Here is a 25,611-nt window from a genome sequence, read left to right on the forward strand (position 1 = left end):
GCCTACTTCGATCAAACTTATAGATCGAAATTGAACGTCCGCGACAGATACCGACCTAGTCGAGCCGCCACGGTGCGTGGCTCCGTTTCGATGCGTGCTTGGCCGATCAGTCCGTGGCGGAGTAAGCCTTGGGGATCGCTTAGGCGGGCTTGGGCTCGGTAGGCTTTTTCGATGGGGCGGGTGACGCCGTCGGCGTCGGGTTGGGAGGGAAGCGGGCCGCCGCTGGTACTTGCCAAACGTGGTGGGGCGACGTCGAGTTCTTCGTTGCTGGCGACGTACTCCACTTCGGTTACGTACACGTGGTAGACGCTCTCCTCGAACATGATCCGCACCTCTTGCCCGCGGCGGACGTCGGCAATGTCGTCTTGGTTGATCACCAGCACGGCATCCCACTCTTTCGGGTCGCCGATCTGGCAAAGCAGGTTCTGCGGTCCGTCGGGGGTGAGCAGCGCGCCAAGGTTCTTCTTATCCAAGGGAGAACCGTACCAAGTGGCGAGTTCTTCCTCTTTGTCGCCGGGGGGTTCGGGAACGCGGAGTGGTGGGATGACGGTGCCGTCGATTGGCGCGGTGATTCGCAAACGGTCGCGATCTTTGAGTCTTTGGGTGAGTTGTTCCTCAGTCGCGGCAAGTTTCTCGCGGACGACTCGCAGTTCGAGGGTGGCTTGCTCGCCCCCTTCGCGGAAGCGCATCCCCTTGAGCGTCTTCACCTGAGTTTCGAGCGAGGCTTTTTCTCCTTCAAGCCGCTTGATGGCCATTTCCAGATCGACGTTGGTCAACTGGGCGAGGAGGTCTCCTTTTTTGACGACCGTACCCGGTTCGACGGCCCACTCCAATGTGCCGGGCGCTTCGATGTAGACGCTCTCTGCGCCGTGCGGCTCCAGCTCGAAGAGGGCGATCACCTTCGAAGGCAATGGCACCAAGAACAAGGTTGAGATCAGTCCCGCGATGATCAGCAGCGAGACGAACATACGCAGGCGTTTCACTTTTTGGATTCTCCCGGGAACGCGGAAAAACTTGAAGAGTTTCACAAAGGGCATCACGACCAAGCCGTATAGCGAAGCACAAGCGATCGCTTGGCCGAGGACTTTCAGGCCGTACGGTTCGAAGACTTTATTCAAGAAGTACAGAATGGAGAGCAGGATCACCCAGCGATAGATAAACGACGCGACGGTGTAGAGTGCGAAGAGCGTTTGATGCCGTTTAGGAAGAAACGGATCTTCTTGTTCTTCGAGACCGAGGCACCACTTACCGAGCTTTCGGTTGAGGATCGAACTAGATTTTTGGCGGAGGTTGGGTATCTCCAGGATATCGCTAAGGATGTAGTAGCCATCGTAGCGGAGCAGCGGGTTGGCGTTGAATAGAATCGTACTGACCGAGCTGACGAACATCACGTTCAGGCACATATAGTTCAGCCAGCCGGGCTCGCTAAACCACCAGATGAAGGTGGCAACCGAGGCAATCACGACCTCGACGTACATCCCGGCAGCACCGATCGCTGCCCGATGCCAACGGTTGGGCAGCATCCAAGAGTCGCTCACGTTGCAGTACAGGCAAGGCGTGAGCACGAGGAACATCACGCCCATCTCATGGCACTCGCCGCCGAAATGTTTGCAAGAGAGCCCGTGGCCGAACTCGTGGATGACCTTGGTGACCATCAACACGCTACCAAGCACCAGCCAGTTTTTCGCGGCAAAGAACGAGTGAAAATCGGGCAGGCGTGATTGGAAAACGTCGAACTGCACGATCACTAACGTGGCGGCAGCCAAGGCCAGCATGCAGCTTAGAATTGTCGCGGTTGGGGTGAAAAACCAACTGACCCAGGGGTACAACCCATTGAGGATTCGCTCTGGGTCGAACCCGCGGAAACGGAAAGCGAGGACGTTACTTAAAGAGCCGATGAGCTCTTTGCGTTTCTTCTCGTCGCGCCGTTCTTTGAGCTGAACGCCCTGCCCCGAAGCATCGGAGAGCACGAGGCCGCTCTTGTGGAGCATGCCGATGAAGTTTTGGAGTTCCTCGACACGGATGGTCTGCGGTGGAAAGTCCGCCTCGAACTGCTCGGCAATCTCTTCGAGGCTCGACTCACCATCAAGCATCTGCAGGATGGCAAACTCTTCTTCCTCGAAGCGGTAATACTGCAGGCTAACAGGCTCTTTCACAACCCAATAATTGCGGCCCTGGTAGCGCTGCTTGCGTGCCGTTAAGTCAGGCCTAACGCGAATGGCAAGCCGCCGCGACGAGCTGGAGACGATGCTGTCAGCGAGGGTTGCCATTTGGAGAAAGTAGGAGGTAGAGAGGTGAAAGTAGAGAGGATGATTGGTAGCCTGCGAGCTACGTCTCGCCCGGAATGATACACAGACAATTCACTTGCTTGAGCTACGTGTTAGTAAACTACTTCGCACCTTGAGTTGGTTTCATCGCGGTTTCGCTCACGTGGATGGTCATCGATGCTTGCAGGCCGGGGCGGACGAGCCAGTAGTCGCCGGTACGCTGGTTCGCAATTTCAGCGCGGACGAGGTATTGGCCGTCAGACTGGACCGATTGGCTGACATAGATCACTCGGCCTTCAAAAGAAGCCTGGCGACCACGGGCCAGATTCACTCGCACCGTGACTGGCTTGCGAGCCACGTCAACGGGGTCGAATTCGGCCGAGTCTACAAAGCATTCGACCTGCATCGTCTCAAGCTTGAGCAATCGGAGGATCGGCTCGCCCGGATTAAGCCACTCGGATTGATGCTTGTAGAGTGTTTGCACGTCGCCATCGAAGGGGGCGCGGATGACGCGACGATCGACGGCCATCTTCGCAGCATCCAGTTCGGCCAGCTTCACGTCAGCATCTTTGCCGGCGAGGAACTGGTCTTTCTCAGCCTTTTCAATTTGCAAGATCGACCGTTCCCAATCGAGCTTTTTGCGGCGGAGTTGAATTTCAGCGACGGCTCCCGGGTTGCTGCGATTCGCCTGGAGATCCTGTTCCCAGTCAGTCTTTGCCACAGCAGCGGCTTTGCGAGCGTACTTTTCCTCAATTTTGTCGTCAGCGCGAGCTCGGGCCGCTTCTAAACTGAACTCGGCCACCTTGAGTTGTGCCTGAGGCATCCGGTCGTCAATGCGACCAATGACATCCCCTTTTTTCACGCGAGAACCTTCGCGGACGAGCAGTTCGATGAGCACGCCTTCTTCTTCGCCGGGAATGTCGATATCGTCCTGAACTTTAACGCGAACATCGTTGAACGTGGGGTCGCCCTCGTAGCGGGAATTCTGGGCGTAACTGTTGGCAGCTAGGAGGAAAGCCAAGGCGATGGGGACGAAGGTTTTCATAGTTCGATTCCCTATTCTGTTCATGCCTAAGGAGTTCATGGGAGCGAGGTACGCGGCGTACCCTACATGCCTAGAGGCGAAATAAAATTCGCGACTGAATGAACTCAAATAAATCGTGGAATAATACATACCCGACCGGGCGGGTGCCGCAGTCGATTTTGACTTTGACATCTTGGCCAACTTTCAAGTCGTTGACGATGTCGTTGATACCGAGCTGATTCTTCAGCAAGGCTTGGTCAAAGGAGGCGGTCATGCGGACGGTGTTTCCCTGGTCGCCGTGGACTTCGGCGGAGGTGTGGATCTCCTGGACGGTGCCTTCCAGTTTCTCGCCGGGATGGGTGGCGAGAATGAAAGTGAGTTTCAGTTTCGCGCCGGGATCTTTCTCTTGCAGTTTTTGTAAGCGCTCAATGACATGACCCATCTTCGACTCCGGGACGAAGATATCGAGTTCCCAATCTTGGGTCGGATCGGCGACTTCCATCAATTGCTGACCCTTGCGCACCGGTCGACCCTTGAGCCGTTCTTCGACGCGCCAGGTGACAACTTTCCCATCGATCGGGCTGCGAACTTGCAGACCTTCGCGTTTCTTATCAAGCAAGCGCCGTTGGGCCTCGTAGCTGTCCATCACTTTCAGGAGCTGCTTGATCTCGCCCGTGACTTGGGCCATGTCGGCTTCGCTTGCCCGGGAACGCTGATCGAGCATCATCTCGCGTCGTTTTCGTGCCGCGGCGATCTGCTCAGAGGTTTTCTGTAATTCACCGTCTAACGAAGCGGCTTCCGCTTCGAGATCGGTGGATCGCATTTCAGCGACCACATCTTTTTCCTTAACCGGCGAGTTCAGGGAAACCTTGACGTCTTCGATGGTGCCATCCAGATCAGCGAACACATTGCGGCGAACCTCGGGCAAAAGCTGGCCGTCGGCGACCATGGTGAAGTCATATGGCACGAGGATCGCCGCGGCAATCAAACCGGCCAGTACGATGGTCGCGGCGATCGTTTTGGGGAGGTTACGGGCGGTCGTCAGCACGCGGCTTTTGCCGATGAACTTCCACAGCGGCAGCAGGAACAGGCCCTCGTGCGATTGGGCGTTGGTCAGCGATGTAGCGCTGTGCTTGCGCACGACATCGACTCGTTGCATCAGGCCATCGGGGGGGCGGCTATCGACGAGTTGCTCAATGATGATCGCCCCGAGCATGTTCTCCTTCTTACGACGGTTTTCCTTGTCATCCTCGTTGGGATCGGCTTCTCGCAGCGGCAGCACCGAAAGCTGTTTGGTGTGCGATTCGTCAACGTATGCGTTGACCGCTTTCTCCACTTGAGGCGCTAGATCCGAAGTGTCGCCGGTGTACCAAAGGTCCTCTCCGCTCTTGCAAACCACTTTGGAGAGGTTTCGCAAAAGACGAACAACGTTGGAACGCTTATCGAAAGTATCTTGCCCGCTGATCGACTCAACGACGTATTTGGTACCCTTCTTGAGGACGACCGTTACGCGATCGCAACCAATCAGCCGGCGACCTTCATTGGCAATCGTGTAGGCCGTCTCGCGGGAATCGAGGTGCTGGTGAACTTGCGAGGTGAACGACTCGAGTTGTTCCCAAAGCGTTTGCTTGGTGGCAAAATGGCGGAGGCGGCGAGTCTTCAGGTACTCGCCGGCCAGCTCACACAGTTGCATCAGAAAACGCAAATAGCCGCGCTGCGTGGTCGGGCGTGCGCCGGGACGTTGGAAGACTTCCACCAGACCGTCCACGCCACGGTCGGTCTGAATCGGCGCGACGACTAAGAGGTGATCTGTGGGGTTGGCGGCAACGTGGTCGTCATCATCCCCTTCGCCACCCGAGCCGGAATGGGGGGCAACGAGCGTCGGCTCGCCTTTCTTGGCGATATCTTCCAAGAGACGAGCGTGCTGCATCTGGGCGGCCGGATTATCGGCGAGCCCTGAGCCCCGAAGGTTCGACTGATACTCGAGTTTGAAGCCGGTCGTTTCGTCGATGCTCCAGACGACGCCACCGATGGCAGCGAGAGCAGCGACGGCCCGGTCGAGCAGGCCCGCATAGAACTCAGCCGTCTCGACATCGCTCTTAGAGAGCTCGACGACTTCCTGGACGAGACCTTGAATCTCCTGTTTTGCGCGATTGACATCATCTCCGTCCGGCATCGACGCGCTCGCACTGGGAGTTTCGGTAGAATTCGACACGGGGTGGTTTGCCGGAGAGGTCGTAGTAATGGCTTTATTGAGGGAGCTACACAACTTTCAACACTCTAATTCTTCTGCGTTTTCAGGCAAACGTCAAACAAAGCGAGGAGAAGATTGGTTGAATGATTCCTCCGGACGGCGACTTGGAGCGATTAGGGGCGATTGGGGCCGAATAATCGGCAAACTCGGCAAGTGATGAACTTTGCGGACGAAAGAGTGCCACGCCAGACTGGCTCAGAAGGGCCGGATTGGACGTAACCTGCAAAACTGCTAGAATTTAGCCCAATTCGAGGCGAGAGTTGTGACTGAGGCATAGTCGCGGCGGCTGGCCATATTTCACAGATGAGGATTCCGCATTTCGATGGCAAAAGAAAAAGAAGAAGCTCTGGAAGTCGAGGGGGTGGTTACCCAAGCCCTCGCCAACACGCGATTCCGTGTTGAAATTGAGGGGGGACATATCGTCCAGGCACATGTGGCCGGGCGGATGCGTAAGCACTTTATTCGTATCGTGCCAGGGGACAAGGTCCGCGTGGAGCTTTCTCCCTACGATCTGACCAAAGGCCGCATTACTTACCGCGAACGCTGATTTGCAACCCCTAGATGTGATGCAAGCACGAAGCGCAAGCGAGTCTCTCAAGCAGAATCTGCGGGAACGCGAGACTCTGTTGCGCTTCGTGCTTTCGTTAGCTGCTTAAAGTTCGTGGCAAATAACGGTTTTTCTAGCAAGACAGTCCCCACCACCGGCGAAAGCCACTATATTTTGAGGTCGCCCCAGTAACGTGACCAATGACCCTTTCAGGAGTTTCGTGGGGAACTCCGACCCTCGTTACTGCGTACTGACTTGATGCAAGCCAGTCCCCCTGGCGACCCAACATCCTAGCGACCCAACCTCAACCCCCCTCGGGAGATCACGACGGTGAGCCAATCCTTCCAACGTACCACGTCCCAACGCACCATCTCTTTTGTGCTCGGCCTGTTGGCCAGCGTCGCCCTCTTCTGCTGTGCATCAGCTACTGATGCGAAAGCCCAGGAGAGTTCCGAGAAGCCTGTCGCCGTCGTGGCCTTTAGTGGTTACGACGCTCTGATGACGGATATCGACTTCATCGGCAACCTTGGCAACGTGCCAAATCTTTCCGCCCAGATCGACGGCATGCTGGGAATGTTCACCCAAGGCAAGGGCCTGGCGGGGCTCGATAAGGGCAAACCGATCGGCGTCGTGGTAAGAATGGACGAGAATGGTGCCCCAGCAGGCGCCATTTGCTTGCCAGTGACCGATCTACAAGCGCTGGTTGGCATTGGCCAAGGCTTCGGCGTTACCGCGGAAGACAAGGGCAATGGCCTGTGGGAAATCAGCTCGCCCGGTCAGCCGGAACCCATGTTTGCCCAAGAAGGTAACGGCTGGGCCTTTCTTGCTCCTTCTGAGCAGATGCTGGAAGGAGCCCCTGCTGACCCCGATGGCGTGCTTGGTGCCCTGACCAAGGAGTACGATCTGGCGGTCAAGATCAACGTTCAAGAAGTGCCCGAAGCTTTCAAGCAACAGTATGTTGAGTTCATCGCCCAAATGTCGGAACAAGGTTTACGGCAAAACCCTGGTGCCGAGGATGCTGACATCGAGGAACTTCTTGCAGAGCAACGCAAGGCAATGCAAGAAGGCATGAAGGACATGGACACGCTGACCGTGGGCCTTTCGCTCGACAGCGGACAACAGCGGACGTTCTTAGACTTCGTCTCGACAGCCATCCCCGGCAGTGATGCGGCAAAGCAGGTCGCCGGCATGCAAGACGTGACGACTGACTACGCTGGGTTCATCCAACCAGATGCGGCCATGATGATGACGATGGCACTCAAGATGGACGAGAAGGCTCAAAAGCAGTTCATCCAGTCGCTCAGCCTGAATAAGCAACAAGCCCTTGCCTCGATCGAGAACGAGGACGATTTGGACGACGAGGCCAAGAAGGTCGTCAAGAGTGCGATTGACGATTTGTGGGCCGCGCTCGAAGCAACCGTCGCGAAAGGCAAGTTCGACATCGGGGCCGTTATGAATCTCGGTGCCGACGATTTCTCCTTCGTCGCTGGCGGATTCAATGGCGACCCCTCGAAGATCGAAAGCGGCATCAAGAAGCTGATGGAAGTCGCTAAAGAGAACGAAGAGTTCCCCGAAGTGAATTGGAATGCTTCCTCCCACAATGGCGTCCAGTTCCACACGGCCAGTAAGGAGATCCCTGCCGACGAAGAAGAAGCTCGCCAAATTTTCGGTGACACATTGACGATGGCTCTCGGCTTGGGCGAAGAGAGTGCTTACTTTGCTGTCGGTCGCAATGCCGTGAACGCGATCAAAGAAGTGATGGATGCTTCCGCCTCAGCAGGTAGCAAGACGGTTCCTCCGATGGAAATCTCGTTTGCTGCTACTCAGATCACTGAGTTTGCCAGTGTGATTGCCGGTGTCGAAGGCGGAGCCGAAGCCCAAGCGATGATCGAAGGCGTGTCGAACATGCTCGCCAACGACGCCAGCGGTCGCGATCACATTCGCATGCTGCTGACCATCATTCCCAACGGCTCGAAGTTCCGCATCGAAGCTGAGGAAGGTGTCCTGCGTGCGATCGGCATGCTGGTGATGCAAGCTCAGATGCAGCAAGCAGGTGCCTTCTAAGGCATCGCAAGACAGAAACGCCCTGAGCCGTTAGTCGTTAGCCATCGGGTTGAATTCGCATGAAGAATCACCCGACGCCTTACGGCTAACGGCTCTTGGCAACTCCTAACATGGGTGTAAGCGAGCAGTGAACCAGGTTACGATCGTTGCAACAGTGATTGGTGAAGATCGTCCAGGTCTCGTCGAATCGATCGCTGAGACGGTAGTTGCCAACGGCGGGAACTGGGTAGAAAGCCAAATGGCTCACCTAGCAGGCCAGTTCGCGGGCATCCTCAAAGTCGGGGTGCCTGCGGAGAGTGTCGCTCAGCTTGAGACTGCACTGTCCGGATTGCAAGCGACCGGGTTGCAAACGATCGTCCGCACGGATGACTCGTCGCCCGATGGGATTCAGGCCGAATCGCTGCTGCTCGAGCTGGTCGGACACGACCGTCCGGGCATTATCCGTGAGGTGACCGGTGTACTTGCAAGCCTTGGAGTGAATGTCGAGGAGCTGGGCACCGAAATCACAGCAGCCGCCAACACGGGGCAACCGCTATTCAATGCCGCGGCAACGCTCAGATTGCCAGCCGGCGTGGACCGTGCCCAGTTGCAGGCCGCTTTAGAAGAAGTCGCTGGGGACCTGATGGTGGACATCCAGCTCAAGGCGAATGAGCTATAATTTCCCCATCCGCTGAGATGCTAGCCCGAGCTCGATATTTGACCAATGAGGCTTGATTTCAGCTTGGCGTCAGGCCGAGTAGGAAATAAGATGAATGAAACATCGTGAAAGAATTCACGAAGTTTCAATTCTACGAAATGGTACCCACAGAGAGCCCGAGGCGGGGCAGCACCTTAACCCCCACGATTTCGTCATGGCGAAAAAAGGTCCTAGAAAGAAAGTTCCCAAGGAACTGGCGATCATCAACGCCGACAACTGCACCGGGTGCGAGTCGTGTCTCGAGGTCTGCCCTGTGGACTGCATTGAGCTGAAGTCGCTCAATGGCGGCATCATCAAGGGCAACCAGCAGTGGTGCGAGATCGACCTTGAGCGTTGCGTCGGTTGCGAAGTGTGCGTCCACATCCCGGGTAAAAAGAGCAACCCTTACGAACTACTGGTCTGCCCCTGGGACGCGATCGAAATGGTGCCCACGGAAAACGCGGCTGTGGTCATGGCACAAGTTGGCGGCCCGCCGGAATACATCGAAGAACATTGGGACCGACTTGTGGGGACGGCACAGCATCTGGCTGAACTGCGGGCAGCAACCTAACACGTATTCTTGGTTTTCTGCCGGGGCAGTTCGCACCACGAATTAGACGAATAACACGAATCTAACTTGTGTCTCGTCATCTTCATTCGTGCTATTCGTTGGATTCGTGGTGTATCGAAACACTCTCGCAAACCTTTTTCATGTAATCGATACTTTGCTTAGCGATCTCAAGCGGGCTCGGCTCATAGCGAAAAACTTCTACGGATACCCAATCGTCGTAGTTGGTTTCTTGGAGTGCCTCGAAAATCGGCGCGAACTCGACGTCGCCCATTCCTGGCCCCAACAAGTTGGGGTCGTTTGCGTGGAAGTGGGCAGTGTGCTCGGCATTGTCGCGAATGATCTGTTTGATCGAGATGGCTTCACTCGACATCGCCTTCACGTCGAGATGCAATCGGCAATTGGGGGATGCAACAAGCTGCATCAACCGCACGGCACTGGCAGCCGTCGTGAGGAAGTCGCCCTCGGCTGGGCCTAGCGGCTCAAGTGCGATGGTCACTCCTAAATCTTCACAGGTTGGCGTCGCCGCTTTCAGCACTTCGGCAGCGTGGCTCTCGGCCTGCTCGTAGGTGACTCCCGGGAGCAGGTTCCTTTGCTGCGGCGAGCCCAGCACCATGACCTTCCCTCCGAGATCGTGACAGAGCTGCGCGAGTGCTCTGAAGTACTCGCTCGTCTGCTTTCGCACCTCGCCGTCAGGGCTCGTGAGATAGAAGCCTTCCGTCTTGGCGAGCAACCAATGCAACCCGACGACTTCTAGCTGGGCGTACGCGGCTTGTTGTTTCACCTCGGCACGCCTTGCAGAAGAGACATCACGAACATCGGTGATGTCGCCACCTTCGCCGAGCGTGAAAGGGGCAATCTCAACACCGGTGTATCCTAGCTCACGCGCTTGTGGCCAGGCTCGGTCAAACGGCTCGCTGCCGAAGAGTTCGTTGCAGAAGGCGTATTTCATGGCATTTGATGGAAGGGGCAATTCGAGAAACAACACGACGGATCGGGCCGTTGCGCTGCGGCCCCTGAGCGGCTAGAATTTTACCAAGAACAGGTCACAGCCGATAAGGATGCTCTCAATGTCTTTAGCTCAAGGAACGATCCATCAAGGCGATTGCCTTGACCTAATGAAGCAAATCGGCGACGAGAGCGTGGATCTCGCCTTTGCCGATCCGCCTTTCAATATCGGCTATGAGTACGACGAGTACGACGACCGGCAAGAGGACGAAAAATACCTCGATTGGTGCGAAACTTGGATCGGCGAAGTGTACCGGCTGCTCAAACCGAACGGCACTTTTTGGCTGGCAATCGGAGACGAGTATGCAGCGGAGCTGAAAGTTGCCGCGACGCGTTCGCTGAAACCGGGCTTCCACATGCGTAGCTGGGTGATCTGGTATTACACGTTCGGTGTCAACTGCAAGACGAAGTTCAGCCGCTCTCATGCGCACCTCTTTCACTTTGTGAAGAACGAGAAGGTGTTCACGTTCAATGCGGAAGACCCTTCGATTCGGGTTCCTTCGGCACGAGCGTTGGTCTATGGCGATAAGCGAGCAAACCCGAAGGGCAGACTCCCCGACGACACGTGGATTCTCAGGCCGCAAGACGCCCCGGAGAGTTTTCAGTCAATGGACGACACGTGGTACTACAGTCGCGTGGCCGGCACTTTCAAGGAACGGCAGGGATTCCACGGGTGCCAAATGCCCGAGCAACTCCTGGGGCGGATCATTCGTGTGAGCAGCAATGCTGGCGATGTCGTGTTCGACCCATTTACTGGCAGCGGCACGACCCTAGCTGTGGCGAAAAAGCTCGGACGTGAGTTTATTGGCACCGAACTCTCATCGGACTATGCGCAATACGCAGAAGAACGACTCCGAGAGATTACACCGGGAGATTCGCTTGATGGGCCTGCCGATCCGTTATCAAGCTCGCCAAACACCAAAAGCGGCGTGACGCTAGAACAACGAAAGCAGCGCAGAACCAGCACGAAGGCAAAGGCGAAAACCAACCGTTAGTTCGCCCCGGCCCGTGGTGGGATTCTTGTCCCGCGGGCGAGCAATTCGTCCTCGGCATCGGCTCCCGTCACGTCGACGAGGAAGGCTCCGTCGAGGAAGTTACGACCGAGCAGCATCGCGTAGCTCATGGCGGAGCGGTCGTTCAGAGAGACCAGCACCGTACGCTGGATTCCTTCGACCAGCAGCGTCATGGGGATTTTGTAGCGTTTTTCTTCGCGTTCGCTGGTGCGAATGACGGCGACTTCTTCGATCGTTCGCTCCAGCCACTGGGAATCGCCTTGTCGGTTGGAGATCTGGAAGCGGATCGTCTTGCCGAGGTTCTCTTCCATGACGTCTGAAGCATCTTCGATGGTCCAGGAATCGGCATGCAACGAGCAGGTCTTCGCTCCGGTATCAACGCGGGAGAGGAAGAGCATCGACTGGTCGCTAACCTCGAAATCGATCAGCGAAACATCCGCAGTTGGCCCGAGAATGTGGATTTCTTCGCCCGAATGCTCGATAGTTTTTCCCGCGAGCGACTTCCCGGGAGCTTGCAGATCGAGCGACAGCACAAAACCGGTGGCGGCTAGCAGCAGTGCCAGGATGGCAAACAGAGCAATGGTTTGTCGACTGAAGTTTTTCATAGCGAAGCTCACGAGTCTGATGATCGTATCGAAGCAGGCCTATCTCACGCGTAACCTTTCGTTCCCTAAAACCGATAAGGTCTGCCACAAAGCCGATGCATAAGCCGTACCGAACGGCAGACGTTATCGCTACTAAATTATACCTGCGCGTCTGGCGAGGGGCCAAAAATGACGTAACACCTTATGCAGTAATAACTTTAAGTTGTTTTGCGATTTCCCGATTTTCTCGCTGCACAAGCTGTCCGCACGCGGCTGCGACATCCGCGCCAAGGCTATAGCGAATTGTCGTTTGCAAACCGGCCTCTTTGAGAAGGTTGGCAAACGCCTCGCGTGTCTCACAGCTGCTACTCTCCAGGTGCGGCGCGTCATCAATCGGATTGAAGGGTATCAAGTTGAGATGCACGTTCAGCCCCGTCGTCCACTGGATGAGTTCCTCAGCGTCCTCAGAGGAGTCGTTCAGCCCGGCGAGCATGAGGTACTCGATCATGATCGTCTTGCCAGGCTTCTGATATTGCTGCACCTCCTCAAGGGCGGCTCGCAGCTCTGCCAGCGGATGCTTCTTGGCGAGCGGGATAATCGATTCGCGTTTCTCCTGGTTCGCACTGTGGAGGCTGAGAGCCAAATTGACGTTTGGGAACGCCTTGGCGAATCGCACCATTGCCTCTGGAACACCTACGGTCGAAACGAGAATGCGACCCGGCGAGTGATAGAAGAATTCAGGGGAAATCAGCAGACGAAGTGCCTCATGCAGTTCCTGCTCGTTATGAAACGGCTCACCCATACCCATGAAGACGAGATTGCGGATTTGGCGGCCTTCCTCAGCCAGCAATTGGTTCGCCTGCGTGACCTGGTCGAGAATTTCTGCGGTGGTGAGATTCTGAGCGACGCCCATCTTGCCGGTAGCGCAGAAATCGCAAGCAGCTGCGCAGCCGACTTGGCTGGAGAGGCAAAGCGTCGTGCGACCGGTCTCGATGCGAAGGATGACCGACTCGATCAACATGCCGCTGGCGGTGCGAAAGAGCAGCTTGGTGGCGCCGTCTTGCTGGGAATCGCAACGCTGGTGGAGCTTGAGCACGTGAAGCTGGACTCGCTCCGCGAATTGAGAGCGTGCTTGCTCAGGCAATTCAGCCAAAGCAGCTTCATCCTGGCCGTGGTGCTTCAGCACCACGGTCCGTAGTCGGCGCAAGTGTTGCGGGTCGAGTTTGAGATCGCGACGTGCGGACTCTACTTCACGCTCGTCAAAAATGGTTGCTTGGTTTTCGGCCACGGATTTCACGGATTAGTCGCAAGGCGGAACATTCTTATCGAGGGTCGATACTTCAATCGTAACCCGAAGCGTAAGCGAGGGAAAAACCGCTTTTGGCGTAGCCCCTCGCTTACGCATCGGGTTACGAAGAGCGATTGCACTACTATAGGAGAACCTGCTTTGAAGTTTCTCCGGCTTCTTCTTTCACATAACGCGGCACAAGATAACCGGGCAAACGCTGACGCAGTTCAGTAATGATTTCCCTTCCTCGATCCTCCGAAACTTCAAAGTGTGCCGCTCCGGCGACGCGATCGAGTTGGTGCAAGTAGTACGGCGTCACCCCCTGCTGGATGAGTTGCTCACTCAAGTCGCATTGGGCTTCAACGCTGTCGTTCACGCCGCGGAGTAGGACCGCTTGATTCAGCAATACCGCCCTCACCGCTCGCAACTTTTCCGCGGCGTTTGCGGTTTCGCCGTCAAGCTCCTGTGCATGGTTGACGTGCAGAACGATGATCGTTTGCAAGCGCGACTGCGCCACGCATTCGAGTAAGCCTTTGGTAACACGGGAGGGAATCATGATTGGCAAACGCGTGTGGATCCGCAGGCGCTTGACGTGGTCGATCGCTTCAATACGCGCTATCAAGCTTAGCAGCCGTTCATCAACCAGCATCAGTGGATCCCCGCCGCTGAGGATGACTTCTCGAATCGCCCTGTCAGATTGGATCGCTTCAATCGCTTCGTCCCAAGCCGCATCACTGTGCGGAGCCGTTTCGTAGGGGTAGTGACGGCGAAAGCAGTAGCGGCAATGTACGGCACACGCGCCGGTGGTGATCAGCAACACGCGGCCTTGATATTTATGCAATAGGCCAGGCGCTTCCTCAACGGCTAGGTCACCGACGGGATCGGGAATGAACCCGGGAACCGCTTGCCCCTCCTCGGCGAGCGGCAAGACTTGCCTGAGGAGCGGATCGCTTAGGTCGCCGTGAGCGATTTTGGCTAGGTAGGCGGGCGGCACGAACACGGGGAACTGCCCTGCCCCCGCTGCGGCTTCTTGGGCCAAAGCCGCTGGAAAGCCAAGACGTTCGCAGAGCACTTGTGGGTCGCGGATGGCGGCCTTGATGTCGGCTTGCCAACGGGGTTCTGGGGCTTGAACCCCTTTGGAACGGGCGCGGACAGGCTCCGCTGTAGGCGTTAAACTGATCATCTACCAAATCACTAAGTCTTCGCTGGGTGTGCCTTCATACTTCGCCTAGCATCATACACGAATTATCCGAGGAAAGATTCTGTGGGAACCTACAGCACCAATGAGTTCAAGAAGGGCCTGAGGATTCAGATCGATGGCGTGCCCTATCAGATGATCGAAATGAACTTCCGCAAGCCCGGTAAAGGGACGGCACTCTACGAGTGCAAGCTGCGGAATCTCATCCGCGGAACGGTCACCGATAAGACCTACCGGGCGGGCCAATCGGTGGAATCGGCCGATGTCGAGGAATTTACTGCCCAATATTTATACCGCCAAGGCGAATCATTTGTATTCATGAACAATGACGACTTCGAACAGTACGAGCTGACCGAAGAGCAAATGGGCGATGCGGCCAAGTTCCTCAAGGAAAATATGGACTGCCAAGTCATGGTCTGGGACAACCAGCCCATCGCGATGACCCCGCCGAATCACGTGGTCGTGCAAGTGGAATACTGCGAGCCCGCCGCGAAAGGCAACACGGCAACCAATGTAAGTAAGCCCGTGAAGCTGGAAACGGGAGCGGAGATCCTCGCCCCCGCTTTCATCAACATTGGTGACTGGCTACGGGTGGATACGCGGACCGGCGAGTATGTTGAGCGGACGAAAGATCCAGATGCGAACTGAGTCATAATCCACAAATTTTTGAACCACAGAGGCCACGGAGAACACGGAGACCGGTTGGTTAATTTGCAAACAGATTAGCCACCAATCATGAATTTCACCTTTTCACAGAAGACTCGAATTTATTCACAATTATCGTTTCTAAAGAATAACACCTTTACCATTGAGTAGTTGTCTTGATGGTTGTTTGTTTAGACCTGCGAGCAAAGCAACTAACAAACCTCCGTGTTCTCCGTGCCCTCTGTGGTTCAATACCTAACGCCACCCATATTTTGAGGTCCCCATGCAACCCTGGCTTATCACACTGATTGTTCTTGGTGTTCTGGCACTTTTGCTCATCGGCTGGGTGACCGGGATTTACAACCGGTTGGTCACTTTGCGTAACCGTTTGGAAAACGCATTTTCGCAAATCGAAGTGCAGCTAAAGCGTCGTTACGACTTGATTCCAAATCTGGTCGAGACCGTCAAAGGCTACATGGCGCACGAGAAGGACACCCTCGAAGCGGTGATCAACGCGCGCAACCAGGCGATGGGTGCTGTCAAAGCGGCATCGGATAGTCCGGGGGATCCGTCGGCAATGGCTCAACTGGCCGCTGCGGAACAGGGACTCGGCGGGGTACTGGGGCGGCTCTTTGCCCTGTCGGAAGCTTATCCCGACCTCAAAGCCAATGAGAACATGCAGCAGTTGACTGAAGAGCTGACCGCGACCGAGAACAAAGTCGCCTTCGCACGACAGGCTTACAACGATTCGGTCACGCAATACAACACCTATCGCCAGACGTTCCCACCAGTGATCTTCGCCGGCATGATGGGGCACGGACAAGATGCTGAGCTGCTGGAATTCGACAGCGCGGCGATTGCTGAAGCACCGAAGGTAAGTTTCTAAGGCCTTTAGGTCGTTAGGCTGTAGGCTCTAGGGTTGAGCTAGAACGCTTAGCACCTCGATAGTACTAACTGGCTGAATTCCCCCTACCGCCTAAAGCCTAATCCCCTCCAGCCTACGTATGGCTACTGACTTTTTCGAGCGACAATCGGCAGCGCGAAAGTCCACGAAGTGGCTGGTGATGATGTTTTCGCTCGGCGTCCTGGGGATCGTCGGTGGGATTACCGCCCTTACCTGGTACGCCTTGGACGAGCTTCCGCTAGTGAATACGGAAGTCTCGTCTCAGCTTTGGGGACAGCCTCAAGAGCACGTGACGATTCCAGTATTAGCCGGACTGGCAGCTTTGGTGCTGATTGGAGGAGGCACGTGGTACAAGCTCGCGCAGTTACGTGGCGGGGGAACCGTCGTGGCGGAAAGCTTGGGGGGCACGCGGGTCTATCCCAACGTCGAAGGCTTTGCAGAACGGCGGTTACTGAACGTCGTTGAGGAGATGGCCTTGGCGAGTGGCGTGCCCGTTCCACCAGTTTACATCCTCGAGGGAGAACGAGGCATCAACGCCTTCGCTGCCGGCTATGCCCCCAGCGACGCAGTGGTCGCTGTGACGCGTGGCTGTGCGGAAACCTTGTCGCGAGAAGAACTGCAAGGCGTGGTTGCCCATGAGTTCAGCCATATCCTCAATGGCGACATGCGGCTGAACATACGGCTGATCGGAGTGTTGCATGGTCTGTTATTGCTGGGACTGATCGGGCGAATCCTCCTCCGAAGCGGTGCCGGTTCTTCTCGACGCAGCTCGCGCGATAACAACGGTAGTGCTCTGCTGATGATTGGCCTCGCGATGCTGATCCTCGGCTACGTCGGCACGCTGATGGGCAGCCTCATCAAAGCGGCTGTATCTCGCCAGAGGGAATACTTGGCCGACGCTTCAGCGGTACAGTTCACGCGAAATCCGGGGGGACTCTCGGGGGCGCTGAAGAAAATTGGGGGCTTCATCTCAGGATCGAAACTGGAATCCGCGAATGCCTCGGAAGCTAGCCACATGTTCTTCGCCCAAGGCGTTTGGGAGGGGTTCACCTCGCTCACGGCGACCCACCCTCCGCTCAAGAAACGCATCTTGGCCTTGGAGCCAAACTGGAATGGCAAATTTCCAGCTATCACCAAAGCTGCGGCAAGTCGTTTCGGAAGTGAGGCCGTCTCTGGGTTGGCAGGTGACGAGCATGTGGAGCTCAGCGATGCCGACGATAAGGTTCCGCTTGCCGTTGTCGAACATGCGGCTGAACAGGTGGGCGAACCTACCGAATTACACCGCACTTATGCAGCCGAATTGGTGAGCGAGTTGCCGCCTGCGGTTCTCGAATCCATTCACGAACCCTACGGGTCACGTGCCGTGGTCTACTGTTTGCTGATGGATCGCGAAGCGAGCGTACGACAGAACCAGTTTGCCGCGCTGGAGAAACACGCAGCCAAGGATGTCTTCCAGCTGACGAGGAAACTCTTGCCAACGATCGACCAGCTCGACGCGAGCGTGCGGCTGCCGATGGTGGATATCGCCTTGGCCTCGCTCCGCGCGATGAGCGACTCGCAGTACCGCACCTTTATTCGCTGCTTTAAGGAACTGGTGGAAGCGGATCAGCAGCTCGCCCTGTTCGAGTGGACGCTCTACCAAATTGTGCTTCGGCACCTACGACCCCAGTACGAGAAGACGGCCGCACCCGCGATTGCTTACTATGGGCTCCAACGCATGGGTGGGGCTTGTTCCATGTTGCTTTCAACGCTTGCTTATGCGGACAACCGCCGGGCGGAAGCCCCGGCTGCGTTTGCTCGCGGAGCCGAGCGTCTACCGAACGTGAATGTCGAATTACTCACGCCAGAAGCTTGTGGGCTCAAGGGGCTGAATGAGTCGCTTGAGCAACTGACACGAGTGGCGAGCAAGCAGCGTAAGTTTGTCGTTGAAGCATGTGCCGCCTGTATCTGTGCTGATCACGACGTCACGGTGGCGGAAGCGGAGCTTTTCCGTGGAATCTGCGACATGCTCGACTGCCCGATGCCGCCACTGTTGCCGGGGCAGAATGTCAGAGTGATGAATGACGAGCGATGAACGATGAGTAGTTTGACACGGCGAGAGAATCTGCAACGTCGAGCTCAGTTGTTGAAGGAAACGCGGCGTTTTTTTGACGAGCGTGGGTTTCTCGAAGTCGAGACTCCGCTAGTTTCTGCGGAAGTGATTCCGGAGCTGCACATCGAGCCGCGTGGTCTTGCTGATGGAAACTACTTCTTGCAGGCTTCCCCTGAGCTGCACATGAAGCGGCTGTTGTGCGAAGAATTCGAGTCGATTTATCAGGTGACTCGTTCGTTTCGCGGTCACGAGTCAGGCCGGTTGCACTCTCCGGAGTTCACAATCGTCGAATGGTATCGCGTTGGCGAAGCAATGAACGAAGGAATCGGGCTGCTCGATCAGTTCCTGCAAACTGTCGCTGGCACGGCTCCAGCAAAGAGGACGAGCTACCAAGAAGCCTTTCAAAAAGAACTAAACCTCGACCCTCATACGGCAAGTTGTGATGAATTGGCTGACAAAGCTTCGGAAAAGCGACTTGCAGTTCCTGATGATCTCAAACGAGACGACCGTGACGAGTGGCTGAATCTTCTGCTTTCGTTCTGCATCGAACCGACGCTCGGCAATGAGGTGCCAGAGATTCTCTACGACTATCCGCAGAGCCAAGCCGCGCTGGCCAAGGTGAAACTCCTCGAAGACGAAACTCCTGTCGCGCGGCGGTTTGAACTCTATTGGCGAGGCGTTGAGTTAGCCAATGGATACGATGAGTTGACTGACGCGGTGGAGTTGCGAGAACGGTTATTGCTTATCAACGGGCAACGCGAGAGCGAAGGCCGCCCTGCCCTCCCCTTGCCCGAATCGCTTTTTGAGGTGATGTCGGAGCCGGGTCTGCCTCCATGCAGCGGGTGTGCCTTGGGGTTTGATCGGCTGGCGATGCTGGTTTGTGGGTGCGACTCGATTGGTGAGGTGCGAAGTTTCCCGAGTTGAATAGGCGTCAACGAGCGAGCTTCGCACAGTCTTTGTGACGGTAGCAACTCACCAGATGGTCGTTCACCAGTCCGGCGGCTTGCATGTGGGCGTACATGATCGTGCTGCCGACAAACTTGAAGCCACGTGCTCTTAGGTCTTTGCTGAGGGCGTCGGATTCTTTCGTGGTGGCGGGAACTTGCTTGAGTGTCTTCCAGCGGTTTTGGATCGGCTTGCCGTCGACGAACTGCCAGATGTAGTTGGCAAAGCCCTCGTATTCCTCTTGCACTTCGAGGAATGCACGTGCGTTGGTGACTGCCGCGTTGACTTTTAGCTTGTTGCGAACGATGCCGGGATTCTCCAGCAGCTTGGCGATCCGCTTTTCCGTGAACCTGGCGACCTTCTGGACATCGAACTGAGCGAACGCTTTCCGGTACCCCTCGCGCTTGTTGAGAATCGTCGACCAACTCAAACCGGCTTGGGCGCTTTCGAGGGTGAGGAACTCAAACTGCCGCTGATCGTCGTAGACGGGCACGCCCCATTCCTGGTCGTGGTACGTAAGGTAAAGGTCGCTCGACTCGCACCAGGGGCAGCGTTGTTGTTTCTTAGGCATAGGCGTTTTCGCATTCACAATCCATGACGTGGCGAGACGTATTTTTGGGCCACGGATTGCACGGATGACACGGATTTTCGAAACTCGTCCGTGCAATCCGTTTCATCCGTCGCCCAAATTATTTGCGATGGTAGATCGAAAACATATGCGCGTGGTCATTCTTCTCATCTGCCGGAACTTTCTCTGCTTCAACTTGTTTCCATTCAGACCAATCGATCGCGGGGAAAGTCGCGTCGCCCTCGACTTCCGCTTCGACGTGTGTGAAGTACAGTTTGCTCGCCAATGGCAATGCCGCTTCGTAGAGTTGGGCACCGCCGATCAGGTAGGTTTCCTCTCCGCCGGGTAAGCTAGAGGCCACTTCAATCGCATCTTCAAGTGTGTGAACGACGTGCACTTCCTCGAATTCCGTGCAATAGCCTTCTTGCCGTGTGACAACCACAGAAGATCTGCCTGGCAGTGGCTTGCCGATCGAATCCCAGGTCTTTCGCCCCATGACGATCGGATGGCCCATAGTGATCCGCTTGAATCGCCTCAGGTCCGCGGATAAACGCCAGGGAAGATCGCCTTCGCGACCGATGACGCCATTCTTGGCGGCGGCGACGATAATCGAAAGAATTGCCATGAACTACTGCCGCTCACACTGCAACAGGGGCTTTGATATGTGGGTGTGGGTCGTAGTTCTCCAGCGTGAAATCGTCGTATTTGAATTCGAAAATGGAATTCACTTTGGGATTCAAACGCATGTTTGGCAAACCGCGTGGATCACGCTCGAGCTGTGTGCGAGCTTGATCAAGATGGTTTTCGTAGAGGTGCGCGTCGCCCAACGTGTGAACAAAGTCGCCGGACTGGAGGCCGGTCGCTTGCGCAACCATCATCGTGAGCATGGCGTAGGAAGCGATGTTAAAGGGAACCCCTAAAAAGACGTCGGCGCTGCGTTGGTATAGTTGGCAGGAGAGTTTGCCTTCCGCAACGTAAAACTGAAACAGCAGGTGGCAGGGTGGGAGGGCCATCTTTGATAGCTCGCCCACGTTCCACGCGCTGACAATCAGCCGGCGGGAATCGGGGTTGGTTTGGATTTGCTCAACGAGTTCGGTGATTTGATCGACCACCCCGCCATCGGCAGTCGGCCAACTCCGCCACTGGTGGCCGTAGACGGGACCAAGCTCGCCCTGTTCGTCAGCCCATTCGTTCCAGATGCTAACACCGTTCTCTTTCAAGTAGGCGATGTTCGTCTCGCCGCGGAGGAACCACAGTAGTTCGTGAATGATGGAACGAAGGTGCAGTTTCTTCGTCGTGAGTAGCGGGAAGCCTGCGGAAAGATCGAACCGTAGTTGGCGACCAAACACGCTCCGCGTCCCGGTACCGGTGCGGTCGGATTTCTTGGTGCCGTTGTCGAGGACGTCTTGGAGGAGATTTAGGTATTGCCGCATTGGAGGCTAGTTTTCAGTGTTCAGTTTTCAGTGTTCAGCACACGAACACGAGCCGATTAGACCATTCTAAGCGGTCGAAAGATCAACGGGCCACGTATCTTTTACTAGCTTTGCGAACTCAGACTGAAAACTGAACACTGAAAACTGAAAACTTTTTACCCTTGCTCATTCATCAACTGTTCCAGCTTTTTCGCTAGCATCTGCGGATCGTCACTCTTGACGATTTTCGTGATCTCGGCGGGTTTAACGCTCAGTTTTTCCAGGGCTCCCGCGGCTTGTTTCCACTTGGTGGCTCTGGCCTTACCCTCAGCCAAATAGAGGTCCGTGACCAGCTCACCCAGACGCTGGATGCCGATGGCCTCGCGATTGTCGTAGAAGTTCTTGATCGCCTTTTGCTGGAATTTGGTGTACTGGCGGGCCATGCGGCGGGGTTCCTTCGTTTTGGCGGGGCTCATTCAGCGGCAATCATCCCACTTTATCCGCTGCCGCACGTGCGGTAGATTATGGTATCGACTGTCGCTACCTGTGGGTAGCACCACTCTCCGCCCGATTGAAGGCTTTCGTACTCATGCCGGTTATTAAGTTCACCAAAGAAAAAGTTGAGATTGAAGTCCCCGAGGGAGCCAACCTACGGACCGAGGCCGTCAAAGCGGGCGTGAATGTCCATCAGGGGGTGAATGGCTTTGGAGCGGGGCTCAACAAAATGGTCAACTGCCACGGCTGGGGCCAATGTGGCACCTGTCGGGTGCTGATTACTGAGGGCATGGAGAACGTCAGCAAAATGGGAATGGTCGAAAAAGCGCGCTTCAAGGTGCCTATCCCCACGCCTGTGACACCCGGCGGGTTCGATCCCCTGCCCTGCTTGGCATACGTTGGAAATGAAGAAAACATGCGGCTTTCCTGCCAAGTGAAAGTCAATGGCGACATCGAAGTGGAAACCGGTCCGGAACTCGACCTGTTTGGCGAGAATTTCTTTAGTTAAGGGAGAAGCTATCAGCTTCCCATGAAACAAGTCGTCGCCATCGTGAAGCCGTTTCTTGCGGAGCGAATCTTGGAGAGCTTGCGTCGTTCTCCTCTTGAAGCCGTTCATGTCCGCGAGGTGAAGGGTTACGGACGACAGAAGAGCTATCTCGACGAGTATGCGGATAGCGAGTATTCGGAAGCGTTTCTCCCCAAGGTCGAGATCACCGCTTGGGTCGAAGATGCCCGTAGCGAAGAAGTCATCCGTCAGATGGTCGAGGTAGCTCGCACTGGCCGTATGGGCGACGGAAAGATCTTCGTGCTAGGCGCTGAGCATGTCGAAGCGGGATTAATGTAGCGTTGGCAAGTAGAGTGCGGGCTCGCTTCACTCACTTATCACGTCGGTTGGTTCCTCAACTTCCACTGGTGGCGGGAAGAACTCGTTGAAGCGGCTACGCACCGTGCGGAAAACTTGCTCCGCTTCGACGGCCAACGCCGCAGCATTCTCGTAGCCCAACAGCATGGCCAAGCGTGCCAGCTCTTTGTTATCGTCGGGAAACTCGTGGCGCCCGGGAGAATTCATTAACCGTATGCGAGACTCAACGACCCGTTGGAAACGATAAGCTTTGCTCAAGAGATCTGCCGTCTCGAGAGTCAAGAGTTTCGCCGCAGCGAGTGCTTCAAGTGCTTTGAGCGTATTCGGCTGGCGGATTTCAGGGCGGTTTTCACCATGCTTTAATTGCAACATCTGGACGACGAACTCAGTATCCATCGTCCCGCCCGGGGCTCGTTTCAGGTTCCTTTCGGACGCAGACTCTTCGAGCTTTGAGCGCATCTGGCGGATCGACTCAATGTCGTCTTCCGCAAACGGCTGGCCATAAATCGATTGGTGAATCACCGCCTCGGTCCGCCTGACGGCTTGCTCAGAGGAGGTCAGTACGCGAGCTTTGCATAACGCCAATCGCTCCCAAAGCTGACCCTTGCCACTATCGAAGTACTCTCGGAAGGAGTCCAACGAGACTGCTAGCCGACCGTTACGTCCTGTGGGACGGAGTCGTGGATCCACTTCGTAGAGCTGACCTTGCGGGCCGAACTGATTCACCTTCTGGATAATTCGCTGAGATAGCTCCCCAAAAAAGTGGCTATTCGTCGTTGATTGGACGCCACGGTGTGTCGGTACCGTTTCGCCTTCTGCTTCGTAAAGGAAAACAAGATCCAAATCGCTGTGGAAGTTCGGCTCGCTGCCACCGAGTTTGCCGATCGCGACCACGACCAGTTCACAACGTTGGCCCAATCGGTCTAGCGGAAGACTCCAGGGGGTGATCTCTGCGGCAATCGACTCATCTTGACAGACCGCTTCGGGAAGGTCAGCAGCGATCCGTGGCTCGCCGAATTTTTCAATCAGTGCTTCGTATTCCGTCGCGATGACTTTCTTGAGGCAGACTTCTGCCGTATCGGAGAGCGCTTGGTGCGTCGCGTGAATGGCATCTTTGCCGAGGATGTCGCGGACGCCGATTCGCAAATGCTGCGAGGCTTTGAAGCTGTGGAGAATTGGCGCTAGCGACTCGGCTCCTTTGGCTAATTCGGCAAGTGACTGCTCGATGCGTTGGTAATCCGGCAATTTGCTAGTCACTAGGCTATCGGTGAGCTCGTCGATCATACCGGGGTTCGTCGTGAGAATGCCCGTCAAATAAGGGCAAGCAGCGCACAGAGTCACGTAAAGGTTCATCGAGGGATGATTCTCGCTGAACAACTCCCAGAGTGCTCCTTTACCGCCGAGAGAATCGCTCACACGGCTTAGCGCGATCAGCGTCGCATCGGGATCGGGAGTATCCGTGATGGCGGTGAGCAGACGCGGTGCGATTGAAGCGAGAAACAACCGACAACGGCGTGTCGATAAGAAGGGAATGGTCTCCGTGGCCAGCGACATCAGATGCTCGTAGGCTACCTGAGGGTCGCGGAACGGGTAACGTCCTAGGACCAGATCAATAGTTTCTTCGCTGGGGTCTGGATCGTTGACGAGATCGACTTCAGGCTGTTGATCGACACTATCCTCGAAAGCATCGTGGAGCAAATGATCGAGAATGCGGCGATTCTCCGCTGTTCTAAGATCATAGTCCTGCTGGAACAGGGAGCGTGCGGTTTCTGTCGGAGTTGATTCGTAGCCGAGTCGGCGGGCGAGCTTCTGCAACTCTTCGCGACTCATGGGCAGTTCGTGCGTCTGCAGATCGAACATAATTTGCAGACGATGCTCGACCTGCCGTAGGAAACGATAGTTTGCATCCAAGATGCTGCGTTCCTGATCGGTCAAGCACCCGGCTTGAGTGAGCTGGCTGATGGCTTCCAGGGTGTTCCCGGTGCGCACACCAGGGATCGCTCCTCCATTGAGCAATTGTAGAAACTGGATCACAAATTCGATATCTCGGATACCACCGTGACCCGTCTTGACGTTCGTGTGGGTCACGCCCTGATGATCGGCCCGCTTCTCGATACGTCGTTTGAGCGACTGGATTCCCGAAATATCCGCCAAGCTAAGATAGCGCCGATAAACCCACGGCTTAAGTAATTTGAGGAACTGCTCGCCGAGTTCGAGTTCTCCGGCAATGACACGTGCTTTGACGTAGGCCTGCCGCTCCCATGTCCGACCACGGAGATCGTAATAAGCGAGCGCCGCGTCGACATCCATGCTGAGAGGGGCCCGCTTTCCTTCAGGCCTGAGTCGCATATCCACGCGATAAGATGCCCCCGAGTCGGTCGACGTCAGTAGGTGGATCAAACGTTGTGCAACTTCGTGTGCAAACTGGTCGGCCGCACTTGGGGAAGTTCCCGCAGGGTGACTGTGGATAATGATCAGATCGATATCACTGGAGTAGTTCAGCTCTTGGCCGCCCAGTTTCCCAAGTGCCAGAATCGAAATCTGAGGAGCCGTGCCAGGGAACTGGATTCGATTGGCGTGCTCTCGCAATGCGTAGGAAAGGGCTGCCTCGACACTGGCATCGGCCACGTGGGAGATTTGCCGAGTGACTTGATCGATCGGATGGTCAGCAACGATGTCTCCATAGGCAATCCTGAGAATCTCACGTCTTTTGAATCGCCGCAAATGGGCGATCACTTCCTCATCAGATTCCAGTTTCTCAACGTCGGCAACCAACTCTTCAACAATCTTGTCACGCGCGTAGGGTAACCCTTCGGTCATTCGCAACAAGTCGTAGCTTTCTGGGTCGGTACAGAGCAGGTCGCTGAGGTCCTGGCTAGCCGTCAGCAGCATCAGTAAGTTCGGGAGCGCCTGCGGATCGCGTTCAAAAAGAGCGGCGGTTGAGAGAGGGCTTCGCGCGCCAAGGAGAAAACGCTCCAAATTATTGAGCGCCATATCCGCATCTGCGAGCCGAGGGGCGGAGGCCTCAAACTGGTCGCAAATCACTGAGAGCAGATCCAGCGGGATCCCAGCTTCGGAAAGCCTCAGCAGGTTTGTGTGCCCTGTACGGACATCGGAGACTCCCAGTCGCTTGAGCCAGTCGCGGGCCTCGCTGGGAACATCGAGAAGGGAACGTAGGCTCTGGGTCTGCATCGGTG

Annotated in this window: 23 protein-coding genes; 11 read left to right on the forward strand and 12 right to left on the reverse strand. The window is 55.9% G+C overall.

The window, feature by feature from the left end; all coding sequences use genetic code 11:
- Nucleotides 1-17: 17 nt before the first annotated feature.
- From RIB44_15115 to RIB44_15125, 3 genes are all read right to left on the reverse strand, one after another.
- Nucleotides 18-2,270: a biotin/lipoyl-binding protein gene (locus RIB44_15115; protein MEQ8617902.1), complete on the reverse strand. Its 2,253-nt coding sequence runs from the start codon at nt 2,268-2,270 to the stop codon at nt 18-20.
- 118 nt (nt 2,271-2,388) lie between these two features.
- Nucleotides 2,389-3,312 (reverse strand): HlyD family efflux transporter periplasmic adaptor subunit, encoded by a 924-nt coding sequence (locus tag RIB44_15120; protein MEQ8617903.1) that lies wholly within the window; start codon nt 3,310-3,312, stop codon nt 2,389-2,391.
- 70 nt (nt 3,313-3,382) lie between these two features.
- The gene (locus RIB44_15125; protein ID MEQ8617904.1) at nt 3,383-5,506 is read right to left on the reverse strand and encodes an HlyD family efflux transporter periplasmic adaptor subunit; all 2,124 of its coding nucleotides are present in this window, start codon (nt 5,504-5,506) and stop codon (nt 3,383-3,385) included.
- A 361-nt stretch (nt 5,507-5,867) separates the two neighbouring features.
- Between RIB44_15125 and infA the strand changes: the two genes are divergently transcribed.
- From infA to RIB44_15145, 4 genes are all read left to right on the forward strand, one after another.
- On the forward strand, nt 5,868-6,092 hold the full coding sequence (infA, locus tag RIB44_15130) for a translation initiation factor IF-1 (GenBank protein MEQ8617905.1): 225 nt from the start codon (nt 5,868-5,870) through the stop codon (nt 6,090-6,092).
- Between the two features lie 330 nt (nt 6,093-6,422).
- Complete coding sequence (locus RIB44_15135; GenBank protein MEQ8617906.1) at nt 6,423-8,156, forward strand: hypothetical protein; 1,734 nt, start codon at nt 6,423-6,425, stop codon at nt 8,154-8,156.
- Nucleotides 8,157-8,283: 127 nt separating this feature from the next.
- Nucleotides 8,284-8,814, forward strand: a complete 531-nt coding sequence (locus RIB44_15140) for an ACT domain-containing protein (protein MEQ8617907.1) — start codon at nt 8,284-8,286, stop codon at nt 8,812-8,814.
- A 94-nt stretch (nt 8,815-8,908) separates the two neighbouring features.
- Nucleotides 8,909-9,403: a 4Fe-4S dicluster domain-containing protein gene (locus tag RIB44_15145; protein MEQ8617908.1), complete on the forward strand. Its 495-nt coding sequence runs from the start codon at nt 8,909-8,911 to the stop codon at nt 9,401-9,403.
- A gap of 91 nt (nt 9,404-9,494) precedes the next feature.
- Here RIB44_15145 and RIB44_15150 read toward each other — a convergent pair whose 3' ends face one another.
- Complete coding sequence (locus tag RIB44_15150; protein ID MEQ8617909.1) at nt 9,495-10,352, reverse strand: sugar phosphate isomerase/epimerase family protein; 858 nt, start codon at nt 10,350-10,352, stop codon at nt 9,495-9,497.
- Between the two features lie 118 nt (nt 10,353-10,470).
- Between RIB44_15150 and RIB44_15155 the strand changes: the two genes are divergently transcribed.
- Nucleotides 10,471-11,403 carry a site-specific DNA-methyltransferase gene (locus RIB44_15155; GenBank protein MEQ8617910.1) on the forward strand — a complete coding sequence of 311 codons (933 nt, stop codon included), beginning with the start codon at nt 10,471-10,473 and terminating at the stop codon, nt 11,401-11,403.
- Here RIB44_15155 and RIB44_15160 read toward each other — a convergent pair.
- The 3 genes from RIB44_15160 to epmB form a co-directional block, all read right to left on the reverse strand.
- Complete coding sequence (locus tag RIB44_15160; protein MEQ8617911.1) at nt 11,400-12,026, reverse strand: RimK/LysX family protein; 627 nt, start codon at nt 12,024-12,026, stop codon at nt 11,400-11,402. The genes RIB44_15155 and RIB44_15160 overlap by 4 nt on opposite strands.
- Before the next feature lie 181 nt (nt 12,027-12,207).
- Nucleotides 12,208-13,293: a 23S rRNA (adenine(2503)-C(2))-methyltransferase RlmN gene (rlmN, locus tag RIB44_15165; protein MEQ8617912.1), complete on the reverse strand. Its 1,086-nt coding sequence runs from the start codon at nt 13,291-13,293 to the stop codon at nt 12,208-12,210.
- Nucleotides 13,294-13,435: 142 nt separating this feature from the next.
- A complete protein-coding gene (gene epmB, locus RIB44_15170) occupies nt 13,436-14,476 on the reverse strand; it encodes an EF-P beta-lysylation protein EpmB (protein ID MEQ8617913.1) in 1,041 nt (346 codons plus the stop codon).
- 81 nt (nt 14,477-14,557) lie between these two features.
- On the opposite strand from epmB, the gene efp reads away from it, so the two are divergent.
- The 4 genes from efp to epmA all read left to right on the forward strand — a co-directional run bounded on the left by efp (nt 14,558) and on the right by epmA (nt 19,056).
- Nucleotides 14,558-15,139 carry an elongation factor P gene (gene efp / locus RIB44_15175; GenBank protein ID MEQ8617914.1) on the forward strand — a complete coding sequence of 194 codons (582 nt, stop codon included), beginning with the start codon at nt 14,558-14,560 and terminating at the stop codon, nt 15,137-15,139.
- Between the two features lie 280 nt (nt 15,140-15,419).
- Nucleotides 15,420-16,022 (forward strand): LemA family protein, encoded by a 603-nt coding sequence (locus tag RIB44_15180; GenBank protein ID MEQ8617915.1) that lies wholly within the window; start codon nt 15,420-15,422, stop codon nt 16,020-16,022.
- 118 nt (nt 16,023-16,140) lie between these two features.
- Nucleotides 16,141-18,114, forward strand: coding sequence for a M48 family metallopeptidase (locus RIB44_15185; GenBank protein MEQ8617916.1), 1,974 nt, complete (start codon nt 16,141-16,143; stop codon nt 18,112-18,114).
- A gap of 3 nt (nt 18,115-18,117) precedes the next feature.
- Nucleotides 18,118-19,056, forward strand: a complete 939-nt coding sequence (epmA, locus tag RIB44_15190; GenBank protein ID MEQ8617917.1) for an EF-P lysine aminoacylase EpmA — start codon at nt 18,118-18,120, stop codon at nt 19,054-19,056.
- A 7-nt stretch (nt 19,057-19,063) separates the two neighbouring features.
- Here the strand turns inward: epmA and RIB44_15195 are convergent, their stop codons facing one another.
- From RIB44_15195 to RIB44_15210, 4 genes are all read right to left on the reverse strand, one after another.
- Nucleotides 19,064-19,648 (reverse strand): DNA-3-methyladenine glycosylase I, encoded by a 585-nt coding sequence (locus RIB44_15195; GenBank protein MEQ8617918.1) that lies wholly within the window; start codon nt 19,646-19,648, stop codon nt 19,064-19,066.
- Nucleotides 19,649-19,766: 118 nt separating this feature from the next.
- Nucleotides 19,767-20,270: a dihydrofolate reductase gene (locus RIB44_15200; protein ID MEQ8617919.1), complete on the reverse strand. Its 504-nt coding sequence runs from the start codon at nt 20,268-20,270 to the stop codon at nt 19,767-19,769.
- Between the two features lie 13 nt (nt 20,271-20,283).
- Nucleotides 20,284-21,078 (reverse strand): thymidylate synthase, encoded by a 795-nt coding sequence (locus tag RIB44_15205; protein MEQ8617920.1) that lies wholly within the window; start codon nt 21,076-21,078, stop codon nt 20,284-20,286.
- 155 nt (nt 21,079-21,233) lie between these two features.
- Nucleotides 21,234-21,533, reverse strand: coding sequence for a hypothetical protein (locus RIB44_15210; protein ID MEQ8617921.1), 300 nt, complete (start codon nt 21,531-21,533; stop codon nt 21,234-21,236).
- A gap of 113 nt (nt 21,534-21,646) precedes the next feature.
- Here RIB44_15210 and RIB44_15215 point away from each other — a divergent pair, with 113 nt between their 5' ends.
- Entirely contained in the window at nt 21,647-22,060 is a 414-nt protein-coding gene (locus RIB44_15215; protein MEQ8617922.1) for a 2Fe-2S iron-sulfur cluster-binding protein, read from the forward strand.
- A gap of 21 nt (nt 22,061-22,081) precedes the next feature.
- Complete coding sequence (locus RIB44_15220; protein ID MEQ8617923.1) at nt 22,082-22,396, forward strand: P-II family nitrogen regulator; 315 nt, start codon at nt 22,082-22,084, stop codon at nt 22,394-22,396.
- Between the two features lie 27 nt (nt 22,397-22,423).
- Here the strand turns inward: RIB44_15220 and RIB44_15225 are convergent, their stop codons facing one another.
- Nucleotides 22,424-25,606 carry a hypothetical protein gene (locus RIB44_15225; protein ID MEQ8617924.1) on the reverse strand — a complete coding sequence of 1,061 codons (3,183 nt, stop codon included), beginning with the start codon at nt 25,604-25,606 and terminating at the stop codon, nt 22,424-22,426.
- Between the last annotated feature and the right edge of the window lie 5 nt (nt 25,607-25,611).

Source organism: Lacipirellulaceae bacterium (assembly GCA_040218535.1).
In the GTDB taxonomy this organism is placed as follows: Bacteria; Planctomycetota; Planctomycetia; order Pirellulales; family Lacipirellulaceae; genus Adhaeretor.

What these genes read in the sequence shown, in the direction of transcription:
- RIB44_15155 (MEQ8617910.1), top strand. Translation starts at nt 10,471, where the DNA reads ATGTCTTTAGCTCAAGGAACGATCCATCAAGGCGATTGCCTTGACCTA.
- RIB44_15180 (MEQ8617915.1), top strand. Translation starts at nt 15,420, where the DNA reads ATGCAACCCTGGCTTATCACACTGATTGTTCTTGGTGTTCTGGCACTT.
- RIB44_15205 (MEQ8617920.1), bottom strand. Translation starts at nt 21,078, where the DNA reads ATGCGGCAATACCTAAATCTCCTCCAAGACGTCCTCGACAACGGCACC.
- RIB44_15145 (MEQ8617908.1), top strand. Translation starts at nt 8,909, where the DNA reads ATGAAACATCGTGAAAGAATTCACGAAGTTTCAATTCTACGAAATGGT.
- RIB44_15185 (MEQ8617916.1), top strand. Translation starts at nt 16,141, where the DNA reads ATGGCTACTGACTTTTTCGAGCGACAATCGGCAGCGCGAAAGTCCACG.
- RIB44_15120 (MEQ8617903.1), bottom strand. Translation starts at nt 3,312, where the DNA reads ATGAAAACCTTCGTCCCCATCGCCTTGGCTTTCCTCCTAGCTGCCAAC.
- RIB44_15160 (MEQ8617911.1), bottom strand. Translation starts at nt 12,026, where the DNA reads ATGAAAAACTTCAGTCGACAAACCATTGCTCTGTTTGCCATCCTGGCA.
- RIB44_15215 (MEQ8617922.1), top strand. Translation starts at nt 21,647, where the DNA reads ATGCCGGTTATTAAGTTCACCAAAGAAAAAGTTGAGATTGAAGTCCCC.
- epmB (MEQ8617913.1), bottom strand. Translation starts at nt 14,476, where the DNA reads ATGATCAGTTTAACGCCTACAGCGGAGCCTGTCCGCGCCCGTTCCAAA.
- infA (MEQ8617905.1), top strand. Translation starts at nt 5,868, where the DNA reads ATGGCAAAAGAAAAAGAAGAAGCTCTGGAAGTCGAGGGGGTGGTTACC.
- RIB44_15115 (MEQ8617902.1), bottom strand. Translation starts at nt 2,270, where the DNA reads ATGGCAACCCTCGCTGACAGCATCGTCTCCAGCTCGTCGCGGCGGCTT.
- RIB44_15150 (MEQ8617909.1), bottom strand. Translation starts at nt 10,352, where the DNA reads ATGAAATACGCCTTCTGCAACGAACTCTTCGGCAGCGAGCCGTTTGAC.
- RIB44_15195 (MEQ8617918.1), bottom strand. Translation starts at nt 19,648, where the DNA reads ATGCCTAAGAAACAACAACGCTGCCCCTGGTGCGAGTCGAGCGACCTT.
- epmA (MEQ8617917.1), top strand. Translation starts at nt 18,118, where the DNA reads ATGAGTAGTTTGACACGGCGAGAGAATCTGCAACGTCGAGCTCAGTTG.
- RIB44_15200 (MEQ8617919.1), bottom strand. Translation starts at nt 20,270, where the DNA reads ATGGCAATTCTTTCGATTATCGTCGCCGCCGCCAAGAATGGCGTCATC.
- RIB44_15210 (MEQ8617921.1), bottom strand. Translation starts at nt 21,533, where the DNA reads ATGAGCCCCGCCAAAACGAAGGAACCCCGCCGCATGGCCCGCCAGTAC.
- RIB44_15220 (MEQ8617923.1), top strand. Translation starts at nt 22,082, where the DNA reads ATGAAACAAGTCGTCGCCATCGTGAAGCCGTTTCTTGCGGAGCGAATC.
- RIB44_15225 (MEQ8617924.1), bottom strand. Translation starts at nt 25,606, where the DNA reads ATGCAGACCCAGAGCCTACGTTCCCTTCTCGATGTTCCCAGCGAGGCC.